The 12,259-nt window shown below is 59.8% G+C and carries 9 protein-coding genes; 1 reads left to right on the plus strand and 8 read right to left on the minus strand.

Annotated elements, in window-relative coordinates:
* Positions 1–68: 68 nt before the first annotated feature.
* The 8 genes from BLW03_RS05780 to BLW03_RS05815 form a co-directional block, all read right to left on the minus strand.
* Positions 69–1,175, minus strand: a complete 1,107-nt coding sequence (locus BLW03_RS05780; protein WP_212733143.1) for a GGDEF domain-containing protein — start codon at positions 1,173–1,175, stop codon at positions 69–71.
* Between the two features lie 286 nt (positions 1,176–1,461).
* A complete protein-coding gene (glk, locus tag BLW03_RS05785) occupies positions 1,462–2,508 on the minus strand; it encodes a glucokinase (protein ID WP_074652759.1) in 1,047 nt (348 codons plus the stop codon).
* The gene (gene pgl, locus BLW03_RS05790) at positions 2,505–3,305 is read right to left on the minus strand and encodes a 6-phosphogluconolactonase (protein WP_074652760.1); all 801 of its coding nucleotides are present in this window, start codon (positions 3,303–3,305) and stop codon (positions 2,505–2,507) included. The genes glk and pgl overlap by 4 nt, the downstream gene beginning before the upstream one ends.
* 112 nt (positions 3,306–3,417) lie before the next feature.
* On the minus strand, positions 3,418–4,953 hold the full coding sequence (gene zwf / locus BLW03_RS05795; RefSeq protein ID WP_083350353.1) for a glucose-6-phosphate dehydrogenase: 1,536 nt from the start codon (positions 4,951–4,953) through the stop codon (positions 3,418–3,420).
* Positions 4,954–5,045: 92 nt separating this feature from the next.
* Positions 5,046–5,951 (minus strand): phosphogluconate dehydrogenase (NAD(+)-dependent, decarboxylating), encoded by a 906-nt coding sequence (gene gnd / locus BLW03_RS05800; protein WP_074652761.1) that lies wholly within the window; start codon positions 5,949–5,951, stop codon positions 5,046–5,048.
* Between the two features lie 31 nt (positions 5,952–5,982).
* A complete protein-coding gene (locus BLW03_RS05805) occupies positions 5,983–6,603 on the minus strand; it encodes an HAD-IA family hydrolase (protein WP_074652762.1) in 621 nt (206 codons plus the stop codon).
* Between the two features lie 201 nt (positions 6,604–6,804).
* Positions 6,805–8,787 carry a transketolase gene (tkt, locus tag BLW03_RS05810; protein ID WP_074652763.1) on the minus strand — a complete coding sequence of 661 codons (1,983 nt, stop codon included), beginning with the start codon at positions 8,785–8,787 and terminating at the stop codon, positions 6,805–6,807.
* Positions 8,788–8,951: 164 nt separating this feature from the next.
* Complete coding sequence (locus BLW03_RS05815; protein WP_074655799.1) at positions 8,952–11,381, minus strand: glycoside hydrolase family 15 protein; 2,430 nt, start codon at positions 11,379–11,381, stop codon at positions 8,952–8,954.
* A gap of 225 nt (positions 11,382–11,606) precedes the next feature.
* Between BLW03_RS05815 and BLW03_RS05820 the strand changes: the two genes are divergently transcribed.
* Positions 11,607–12,221: a superoxide dismutase gene (locus BLW03_RS05820; protein ID WP_074652764.1), complete on the plus strand. Its 615-nt coding sequence runs from the start codon at positions 11,607–11,609 to the stop codon at positions 12,219–12,221.
* The last annotated feature ends 38 nt before the right edge of the window (positions 12,222–12,259 follow it).

The following is a 12,259-nucleotide window of genomic DNA, read 5'->3' on the forward strand; positions in this document are numbered from 1 at the left end:
GGCAACCAGTGTATGACGTCGTGCAGGCGTAGATCCCGTCATCCCGAAATGCACGATCTGGCGAGTCGTCACACGGCAGTCGTCAGGGCCTGGTTGCCACCACTGCGCTTCACCGCGTACATCGCCCGGTCACAGTGGGTCATCAGCTGATCCCAGCTTGCGGACGAATCATCCGTGAGCTCAGCGAAGCCAACACTGGTGGTGACCCGAAACACGGCTTGCTCGTGGGATATTTCAAGATCGGCAACGCAGGTGCGAACCTTTTCGGCAATCACTTCTGCCATAGCCAGGTTGGTTGCGGGCAGGATCACCAGGAACTCGTCGCCGCCAACACGCGCTGCCAGGTCATCCGGACGCAGAGCAGAGCGCAGGCAATTTGCCACTGCCACCAGCGCAGCGTCTCCTCCACGATGTCCATGCTCGTCGTTGATGCCCTTGAACGCATCCAGATCCATCGCCAGGGCGCACACACGAGTGCTCTTTCGGCGCAGCTTCTGCAGCTCACGATTTGCAGCGACCTCGATTGCCCGCCGGTTCAGCAGCCCCGTAAGCGAGTCGGTTGAAGCCTGCACTTCCAGGTCCTGCCGCAGTAGAGCCATCGTGATCCAGACGTAGGCCACAATGATGCCGCACTGCAGACACGTGGTGAAGATCACGATCGACTGCAGGAAGAAGCCACTTTCCAGGTAGTTTGAGGGCGCACCCGTACTGTGAATGCCCACCAGCCGGACGAAATTGCCGCAGCCCAGCAGGAACAGCATCACCGCCATCGGCAGGCCCATCTTCCATTTGGCCCGATGGGATTGGAAGAGGATCACGCCTGCGGCATTCCATTGCTGCAGGCCCAGCACCAGGCTGAAGAGGAGGAGACGTCGACTCGTGTTGGGGGTGATAACTCCGTATTGCACGACTGCGATCAGCCCCAGAACGACCAGTGCAGCCTGAACGAAACGCTGGCCGCGCCTGCGACCGAAGAGATCTTCCAGGCCCAGCATGAGGACGTAATAGCCCACAAAGAACGTGCCGGTTGCGCCCACGATCGAGAGTGGATCGGGGATCTGGCCGCGCAACAGCACGGCGATTGCCGCGATGAGCAGACAGACGTTATAGAGCAGGAACTTGCCGACGCCGCCAATGCCGCGATACATGCCTGCATTCGTCAGAATCAGCAACATGCAGAGCGCCAAGAACACCACATGTTGAATGTGCAGGAGGTGCATAGTTTCCGGCTCTCTTATCCCGACACAGAAACAGGATGACCCCGGAACTAGCCGAGGCGATACGAATACCAAAGGGAAAACCGCGCTTTGGTCCGCGCGTGAGGTGCTGCCTACTTAAAATTGTGCTGCTTCCTTTCCATTCTGCCCACAAGTTGGATTCCCTGCAATGAAAAGCGGGAGGGAACCGAGAAAAACACGGTCCTGGCGGGAAAGGAACGTACCAGAACCGGTCTTTCGGGGCTTAGGGCTGCGAGGCCGCCCGCTCGCTGTGCCCGCTGATCTCTGCCGCCCGCGCTTCAGCGTAAGCTGCCGCGCCGATCAAAGCGCACTTTTCTTCCAGAATGACCCGCACCGGAATGGTGTGGAGCAGCGGCGACAGGCGGCCCTTATCCAGAAATGCTTGGCGAAACGGTCCGGACTTCAGCGTTTTCAGGATTTTCGGTGGGATCCCGCCGCCCAGATAGACGCCGCCCGACGCCAGCAGCTTCAGCCCCATGTTGCCGCACTCCGCGCCATACGCCGCCGAGAACATCTCCAGCACCTTTGCGGTCAGCTCGCACGAGCCGTCCTCGCCCGTCGTGCCGATGACAAAATTCGGATCCTCGGTCTCCATGCGCTCCCGGAGCCACGCAGGCTCTTCCATCTTTTTGCCATCCCGCAGGAACTCGTAGATGTTCTTTAGCCCCAGGCCGCTGACCACACGCTCGGAAGAGACGCGGCCCTTCAGCTTCTGCTGCAGCCAGATCAACATCTCGATCTCGAGCGGATTACGTGGAGCCCAGTCGACATGTCCGCCCTCGCTGGGCAGCGGAATATGGCGGCGCGCAATCGGGTTGTACACCAGCAGGGCTTCGCCGAGGCCGGTTCCCGCGGATACCAGTGCGCGATGTCCCAGCGCCGACTTATCGCCAGCCTCCAGCTCAAAGACCTGGTCCGGTCCGAGCTCGGCGATACCGTAACCATTCGCCTCCAGATCGTTGATCAGGAAGATGTGCTCGATGTTCAGGATCTTCGATAGGTCGCGGGCATCCAGCTCCCAGGGCAGGTTGGTCAGCTTCAGATGACCGTCCTTCACCGGCCCGGGGCAGCCAAAGCAGGCTGCGACAACCTGCCCGTCCACCTTTTCTCCGATTTCGGGATCCTTCAGAAACTCAAGCACCACGTCCTGCAGGCTGGCATAGCCGCTTGCCGGAAACTTCTTGGTATGGACAATGTTCAGCTTGCCACCGTCAAAGTTGTACAGCGCCAGGTCAACCTTGGTGCCGCCCACATCTCCTGCAAGAATCATCGAGTAAGCTCCAGCGTTCCTGTCTCTGCATCATCGTGTGTACCGCTCTTCGGCAGGCGGCGTGCGGCCTCTGCATCCAGCAGCAGGCCAACGTGGCCGTTTTCCGGGCGAATTAACTGTGCGGGCAATCGCTCCGGATCATAACCGCCCAGCAGTACCTCGTGCAGGATCTCCGCCTTCGCCGCACCCTCGATCAGAAAGACGACACGCTTGCCCTGGTTGATCACGGTCCACGTCAACGTGATGCGCCATGTATCCTTTTGCGGCACATGGTTGGCGACCACAAGGCGGCCGAGCGCGTCGATCGCGTCGGTGTGCGGGAACAGCGATGCCGTGTGACCGTCATCGCCCATGCCCAACAGGATCAGATCGAATGCGGGAGCCTGTGCGCCTTCGAGCCGGAAGGTATTGCGCAGCGTCGCCTCGTAGCGCGATGCTGCCTCCTCCGGATTAAGTTCGCCTTCCATGCGATAGACATTTCCGGCGGGAAGTGGAACCTTGCTCAGCAGTTCCTGGTAGGTCATGCGAAAGTTCGACTCCGCATCGTCCGGCGCTACGCAGCGCTCATCCACCCAATAAAGATGGAGCTTGTCCCACGCAATCTGCGAGACAAAGGGCTCAGTCGCCAGCAGAGCGAACATCCGTTTTGGCGTGCTGCCACCGGAGATCGCAAGACGAGCCACGCCGCGTGCCGCGATAGCGTCCGCAGCGTACTTCGTAAAGACCTCGGCTGCCGCCTGCGCCAGGCGCTCCGGCGTGTCGTACACAAGGTAGTCGGCAATGGTGGATCGAGCCATACTGTGTCCTCTCAAAACTCCGATGCGGTCCTGCACGGAGCGATTGCATAATACCTGCCCGCCAAAACAAAGGAGCGCCGGCAACGCCGGCGCTCCCTGATTGAAGCGGTCGTTAGACCTTCCAGGCGCGGCCGTCACGAGCCAGCAGGTCATGAGCTTCCTGCGGTCCCCACGAACCTGCGTCGTAGTTCGGGAAGTCCTTCTTCTGAGCCTTCCATGCTTCGAGGATCGGCGTCATCAGTGCCCACGTCGTTTCTACACCCTGGCGCTCTGCGAACAGCGTGCCGTCACCAAGCATCGCGTCGAGCAGCAAACGCTCATAGCCGTTTGCAGAGGACTTGCCGAACGCATCCGCGTACGAGAAGTCCATCTCGACCTGTGCCACGTTCGTCGTCGGTCCGGGCAGCTTTGCACCGAACTTCAACGAGATGCCGTCATCGGGCTGAATGCGCAGCGTCAGCACGTTCGGCTCCATGTGCTCTGCACCCTGGCCAGCGGAGTTCTTGAACAGGTGGAGCGGAGGCTGGCGGAAGGTAATGACAACTTCGGTCACACGCTTCTCAAGCCGCTTGGCTGCACGGATGTAGAACGGGACGCCGGCCCAGCGCCAGTTCTCGATCTTCAGCTTCATCGCCGCAAACGTCTCCGTCTGCGATTCCTTGCTGACACGATCTTCTTCACGGTATCCAACAACCTGCTTGCCGTCGATGGTGCCCGGACCATACTGACCACGTGCCGTGTCTTCGACCGGGATCGGCTCGATGGCCTTCCATACCTTCAGCTTTTCGAAGCGCACAGCCTCTGCGCCAAAGCTGTCTGGTGGTTCCATCGCGACGAACGACAGTACTTCCATTACATGGTTCTGCAACACGTCACGAAGGGCGCCAGCCGCCTCGTAGAACGGGCCGCGGCCTTCGATGCCGATGCTCTCGGCTGCCGTGATCTGCACGCTGTCGATATAGTTCCGGTTCCAGATCGGCTCAAAAATGCCGTTGCCGAAACGGAAGACAAGAATATTCTGCACGGTTTCTTTGCCGAGGTAATGATCGATGCGGAAGATCTGATCCTCATGCAGAACGCTGTTGACTTCGTCATTCAGCTTCTTCGCACTCTCAAGGTCGGTGCCGAAGGGCTTTTCGATGATGACGCGGACCCATCCGCCGCCCTCATGCCCCGTCATACCGTGCTTACCCAGGCGCTGCGTGATGTCTGCAAAGAATTCGGGCGCGACAGCCAGGTAGAACAGGCGGTTGCCCTTCGTGCCGAACTTGGTGTCGAGATCTGCCAGGAACGCCTTGAGCCTGTCGAAGCCCTCGTCGTTATCGAACTCGGTCGCGAAGTATTGCACGCGTTCCATGAACTTTCCGAGCTTCTCTTCCTTCTCGTCGACGCCGCCGCCCTTCAGGATGCCGTCCTTCATGTCCGGCGCAAAGGTTGCTGACAGATCGCGGCGAGCAACGCCCACAACGGCGAAGTCCTTCGGCAGCAGATTCGACTGCTCCAGGTGGTACAGCGCAGGCAGCAGCTTGCGCTTGGTCAGATCGCCCGACGCGCCGAAGATCACGACGACGCATGGCTCAGGGATGCTCTCCTTGCCCTTGTTTGCCTCGACCTGATCCTGCGAGATATGTATGCCGGTTGTTGCCATTCTCTTGCCCTCTTCTCTTCTGCGGAAAGGTTGCGACTCTGCCCGTCTTCCAATAGACGTAACCAGAGCCGCCCGGATTCCCTTTCTTAGCGTTAGTCCTTCTTGATGGCGTGTCCGCCGAAGGCATTGCGCATCACGGACAGCATGCGGTCCGTCATGTTGTTCTCTTCACGCGAGCGCAGACGACGAATCAGCGACTCGGTAATAACCGGTGCGGAGACATTCAGGTCAATCGCTTCGAAGACCGTCCAGCGGCCTTCGCCCGAATCAGGAACGTAAGGCGCGATGCCCGTCAGCTCGGGGTTGTGCGCGAGAGCCTCAGCCGTCAGGTCCAGCAGCCACGAACGGACCACGGAACCGACCTGCCAGATCTTCGCGATCTTGGCATTGTCCAGGTTCAGATCCTTCTTCGCGTCCATGATGGCGAAGCCCTCTGCGAAGGCCTGCATCATGCCGTACTCAATGCCGTTGTGAACCATCTTGACGAAGTGGCCTGCGCCCGACGGGCCCGTGCGCCCCCAGCCAGTGGTGGCGGACGGTGCGAGCGTTTCGAAGATGGGGGTTAGCTTGCTGACGACATCCTCGTCGCCGCCGATCATCATGCTGTAGCCCTCTTTCAGGCCCCACACGCCGCCGGAGGTGCCGACGTCCACGAACTCAAAGCCTTCGGCCTTCAAAGCATCGTGGCGCTTGATGGAATCCTTGTAGTTCGAGTTACCGCCATCGATGAAGATGTCGCCCTTCTGCATCAGGGGCTTCAGCTTGGCGATGGTGTCATCTACTGGCTTGCCTTCAGGCACCATGATCCAGATCGCGCGCGGCGACTCGAGGTTCTTCACCAGATCCTCGAGCGAGTTCACGCCCACCGATCCTGCCGCGGTCAGCTTCGCTGTAGTGTCCGCGTTGAAATCAAAACCGACAACCTTGTGGCCGCCAAGGCGAAGACGCTCCGCCATGTTGCCGCCCATTTTTCCCAGGCCAATCAAACCAATCTGCATACTTCTACACCTCATTCCAATTATGGATTATCTATACTTCGACGCCGTGTGCCCGCAGTTGCTCTTCGAGCAGCGCGGGCGATGAAAACTGCAGACCGATGAAACCTGCCTCGTTTGCTGCGTGGATGTTCTCGGCTTTGTCATCGATGAAGAGGGCCTCACCGGGAGCATCGCCCCCGACTTCGAGCGCTATGCGGTAGATGTCCGCAGCCGGCTTCATCTCGTGCACATATCCCGAACAAATGAAGAACTGGAAATACTTTCTCAGACTGAATCGATTCAAACGGTAGTGATTCAGCTCGCGAGATTCGTTATTCAGTGTTGCCTGCCGCACTTGGCGGCGCCCGTGAAGTGACCAGAGAATCTCGATCGCGGAGCCGTCCAGAAGCGCCTGCTGGTGCTCCACCGCCGACCAGACATCGGCTCGCGTAAATGCCCGTGGCTTGAAAAAGACCGTACGCCGGAAGAACTCGTCGGCGTCGATCAGACCGCGCTCCCAATGCCAGTTGGCATCTTCGCGGCGCATCTCGAACTCGGCCTTATCGTCCTCGTTGAGGCCAAGCGCCGCGTAAAAACCTGCGCGCTGCCGGTGGCCGAAGCCGTTGCTCAACAGCACACCGCCGATGTCCCAGTAGATCGTGCGAATCCTCACAGCGACAACACCTCAATCGCAATCGCGAGTGCTGGGTGGACGCTGACGGATTCAACTGCGGACAAGGTCATCATGAAGTCGGATGCGGCGGGGGTGCGGAGCGGCTCACTGCTGCCGCGATATTGACGCGGCGTTCTCTGCCGTGAAGGCTTTCCCACGCGAAAGGGCCGGTACTCCGGCCCTTTCGCGTGGTTCGTTCTCTTACTTACCGATCGCAGCCTGTGCGGCCTTGACGATGTTTTCCGGCGTGAAGCCGAAGTGCGCAAGCACTTCCGGTCCCGGTGCCGATCCACCGAAGTGATCCAGGCCGACAACCGATCCATCGCGACCGACGTACTTCCACCAGCCCATCGTCGCTCCAGCTTCAACAGCAACCTTCGGCACGCCGTGCGGGAAGATGCTGAGCTTGTACGCCTCGTCCTGTTCGTCGAAGAGGTGAAAGCTTGGCATCGAAATCACGCGAGCCTTGATACCGGCCTTCTCAAGCTCAGGCAGCGTCTTCAGTACGAGTGATATCTCGGAGCCCGTCGCCACGATGATGACGTCCGCATTCTCCTGCTCGACGAGAACATACGCGCCCTTGCGCGGTCCAGTCAGCACGGGATACTTCTCCGCATCCAGGACCGGCAGGTCCTGCCGCGAAAGCGCCATGAATGATGCGCTCTTACGCTCCACCATCAGCTGGTAGCAGACTGCGGTTTCATTCGCATCGGCTGGACGGAAGTCCGTGAGCTGCGGAATGGCGCGTAGGCTCATCAGGTGCTCGACCGGCTGGTGCGTCGGACCGTCAGCGCCCAGGCCGATGGAGTCATGCGTGAAGACAAACAGCGAGTGCGTGCTCATCAGCGCAGCCATACGCATCGCGTTACGCGCATAGTCGCTGAAAACGAAGAAGGTGGAGCCGAACGGAATGAATCCGCCGTGCGCAGCCATGCCGTTGACCGCAGCGCACATGCCGAATTCACGCACACCGAAGAAGATATTCTTGCCCTTCGGGTCGACGTGGAAGGAAGCCGAGTCCTTGAAAATGGTCTTCGTCGACGAGGTAAGATCGGCTGCACCGCCCATCATCTCGGGCAGGGTCTTGCCCAGTGCCTGCAAGACCACTTCACCCGCGGTACGCGTGGCGATCGCCTTCTCGGTTGAGAAGGGCTTGATCTCCTTGTTGTAATCAGCCGGCAGTTCCTGCTTGATGATGCGGTCGAAGGTCTTCGCCATTTCCGGATGCGCCGCTTCGTACTTCTTGAAGAGCTCTGTCCAGGCCTCGTGCGCCTGCTTCCCGGAGGTCTTCGCCTGAGCCCAGTTGTCCAGAGCAGCCTGTGGCTCGGCGAAGTCGACGTCCGGATCGAAGCCGTAGAATTCCTTCGTCTTGCGGGTGGCTTCCTTGCCGAGAGCTTCGCCGTGAACGTGCTTGGTACCCGCCTTCGGCGAACCGTAGCCGATGATGGTGCGCACGCGAATCAACGAGGGCTTACCCGTCTCTGCCTTGGCAATGTTGATCGCCTGCTGCAGCTTGTTCAGGTCGTTGCCATCGTCCACATACTGCACATGCCAGTTGTAGGCATTGAAGCGCATGTCGACGTTTTCGGTGTAGCTCAGCTCCGTGGGGCCGTCCAGCGAGATCAGATTGTCGTCATAGAACACGATCAGCTTGCCCAGGCCGAGTGTGCCGGCCAGCGAGCAGGCCTCGTGCGAGACGCCCTCCATCAGGCAGCCGTCACCCACGATGCAGTAGGTGTGGTGGTTGACGATCTCCATGTCGGGCTGGTTGTAGATCGCAGCCAGGTGCTTCTCTGCGATCGCCATGCCGACAGACATCGCCAGGCCCTGGCCCAGCGGACCGGTGGTGACTTCAACGCCGGGCGTAAAGCCATATTCCGGGTGTCCCGGAGCCTTGGAGTGCCACTGGCGGAAGTTCTTAAGATCTTCCAGCGACAGGTCATAACCGGACAGGTGCAGAGCACCGTACTGCAGCATGGAAGCGTGGCCGTTCGACAACACGAAGCGGTCGCGGTCCGTCCAAGTCGGGTCGGCCGGATCGTGCTTCATGTTCTTCACGTACAGCAGATAGGCCAGTGGTGACAACGCGATGGGCGCGCCCGGATGGCCGTTCGCGGCCTTCTCGATGGAGTCAACGGCGAGAAGGCGGAGGGTGTCTATGGACAGCTTGTCGAGATCGGTCATTCGTTCCTCTACGGTAGATCGGCGCATTGCGCCGTATGCACGCTGCGGGGCGTGCGCCCTCACACATCAAAAGTTGTCACAAGAGGGTTGCTGCTCCACCCATCCTGCGTCCCGCTAGTGTACTAGCCAGAACTGCTAACCGCCTACTGCGAAGACGCAGGTGGTCAGACCTCTGACAGCCGCACCTGGAAATTCTTCCCCAGCCAACGGTCTTCCGTCGGCCACTGCAGGGTCAATTCCAGCGTTCCTGTTGCCCCCTGCGGAATCGGCAATTCCGCGGAAAATCCCGGATATCCTATGAGTCTGGCGTCCGTATTGTGCGTGGTCACCCAGTTATCGATGGTCCAGACCACACGGAAACGTGCCTGGTCCAGCACCTGGATGCGCTTGCCGGCGGGCAGAAGCGTCAGCGGACGGTTCACCTGGAAGAATTCAATCTCGCTCTTGAAAGTGCGGTCTTCGCGCCGCACGCCGTAGCGCTCTTCTACGACACTGATGCGGTCAAAAACACGGCCGTCCACCGCCGAACGCAGCAGCTTGATGTACTCCGCATGCGCCCACACCAGCGGCTGTGCGGAACCGGCGCTGCGGCCGAAGTACAGGCCCTGCTCCGGCATATCGGCGTAATCCCACACCTGCTCTGGCAGCATGCCGCCGAAGGAGCTGAAGCGCTCAATCGCCTTGATGTGCTGGGAATAGTCACCGCCCGCCGCTAACTCATAGTGCGCGCGTTCGCCCGTCAGAATCGGCCATGCCCTGCCCTGGCCGTAATGGATGAACGGCTCGCCGTCCTTCTGCTGGCCGTAACCATCATGGTTGTAGCGGCGCCAACAGGCACCGTAGGGCGTATCAATCTTCAGAATATGGTCGACAACCTTCAGTGAATCGATGATGAGCGGGTCGTCGGCCCGTCGCACGCCGTACCGCACGAGCTCCAGAAAGCCGCCATCGATGATCTCGTTTGCGGCAAAGTTGTACTTCTCGCCCGGCTGGCGGTTCGCGACGTTGTAGCGCCCGTCGCCCAGGTCCGGGTTGTAAAAGGACTCTCCGGCAGTCGGCGGCTGAATGCGAACATAGTGGCGCTTGATGTCCGGGTGCAGCACGCCATTGTTTGTCGTCGTCCACTCGTCCAGATGGTCTTCGATCCAGTCGGCGTAGCTTTCCAGGAAGTTGGCAAGCTCCGGCGAATGATGCGCGCGCGCCACGTCCGCCGCGCAGACAAGCGCACTGATAACGGTCGCAAGCGTTGACGGCGAGTAGCCTGCGGCCTCTTCCCAACGCTCCTGTTGCGTGATCGGCGCATAGTGCACCAGAAACGCAGCGGCATGTTCAATGAAGGGAAAGACATCGAAGTTGCCGAGGCCGTCCTGCTTCCAGAGTCGCCACGCCAGCATGATGGGGAACGCGACTTCATCGAGTTGAATGCCCGTCCAGTAAGGCGTTCCGTCGATCCAGAAGTTCTGTGCGAACGACCCGTCCGGCCGCTGTGTGCAGGCCAGGTAGACAAGCGCGCGGCGTGCGGTATCGACTCGTCCGCAAGCCAGCAATGCCGTCGCGGACTGGATCATGTCGCGCGTCCACACCAGGTGATAGCCGCCCAGATCATCGTCGCCCTTGGCATTACCCCACGGGATGGACGCCGAGGCGATAAATGCACCGGAGTACGTCTTGTCTTCGTGCGCCAGGATGGTGTTGTGACTGATGCGCATCAGGCGCCCGCTGTCGTGCGATGCCGCGGCCAGACGCTCCGGCGATGCGGCACGATGCCACTGCTCCACAAACCGCTTCATGTGCAGTTCGAACGGCACGGAGAGCGACTGCATCATGCCGGCAAGCGCCGCGTGATAGCCGTCGCCGAAGGCAATTGCGAGCGTGAATTCCCGGTTGCGAGCAACATCAATCTCGCCCATCACGGCAAGGTTGCCATCCAGCGCCTGGCCGAACTCCCAGTCCATGCGCATGTTGCTGGTCAAATCCTGAAAGCCGTCCGACGATCCGACATAGCCGCACGAACTGCGCGTGAAGCCGCAGTCAACGCCCATCGCCAGGGACGTATTTTCTTTCCACGCCAGGATGCAGCGGCGACCCGCAACCTCGATCGATCGAGCCGAGTTCCCTGCGCCGCCGCCGTTAAGATGCGGTGCCAGCAGCGCGTAGCATTTCAGGCGCGACAGGACAGACTCTTCGCCCTCGATCTTGACATGCATCAGCACGACGGGATGATGCGGATCGCAGACGAATTCCTTGGTGACCGTGTATCGGCCGCCAAGATCGCTGGCGACCACACGGACCGCCAACGCATCGGCGTCGATGTAATGGAAATCAAACTCGAAGTCGCGCTTCTCTTCATGGACGAAGGTCTCGCCATCCGTGAAGATCAACTCCATGTCGCGCGTCTGGGGACGATCGATGGTGGGGTAATAAATCTCGTTCAGCGTGCCATGCGAGATGGTGTACCAGACGCGGCTGGACGCAGCGTACGCAGTACATACGGCGTCTTTTTTGCTCGACGTCCAGCGGGCTTCGAGCCCGGGAGCGCCGAATGCTGGGCCCTGATCGTTCAGCCACCGATAGGCGGCGGTCAATGCATTCATGCTCGTTCCATTACACACCGTATGACGCTCATCGAACGTCGGCGATTGCGTATTTTCATAGAGACAGGATGCGTCGTTGCGCGGAAAGGCGCAGAATGAGTTGGCATCGGCCCACGCGCTGTGACGCATCCAGCGTCCCTGCGCATGCATCCAAACGGGCGATGCGGTGATATGAAATCGCCGACGCCTCAACGATTTTCTGAACCCTGCAGAGGAGACACGACCGTGGCTTTTGAACTTCCCGCACTGCCCTACGCGTACGACGGCCTGGAGCCGCACATTGACGAAGCGACCATGAAGCTCCACCACGACAAGCATCATGCAACTTACGTGACCAATCTGAATGGCGCGGTTGAGAAGCACACGGAGCTTGGTTCCAAGACCGCGGAAGAGCTCATCAAGAATCTGGACGCCGTGCCGGAAGACGTTCGCACCATCGTTCGTAATAACGGCGGCGGTCACGTGAATCACACCATGTTCTGGGAGATCATGAAGCCGGGCGGTGGCGGCGAGCCGACGGGCAACATCGCAGAGCAGATCAAAGCTGACTTCGGCGACTTTGAGAGCTTTAAGAAGACCTTCAACGAGACCACTGCCAAGCAGTTCGGCTCCGGCTGGGGCTGGCTCATCTTCAAGGGCGGCAAGCTGACGATCGTCACCACGCCGAACCAGGACAACCCGATTTCGACCGGCAGCTACCCCATCCTCGGCAACGACGTCTGGGAGCACGCCTACTACCTGAAGTACCAGAACAAGCGCCCGGAGTACCTTGCCAACTGGTGGAACACCGTGAACTGGGACGAGGTCAACAAGCGCTTCGCGACGGCCAAGAGCTACTAAACCAAACGCCGAAGAAGTTCACTGCCCTAACCAAGACA

The organism is Terriglobus roseus, from assembly GCF_900105625.1.
Lineage (GTDB): Bacteria > Acidobacteriota > Terriglobia > Terriglobales > Acidobacteriaceae > Terriglobus > Terriglobus roseus_B.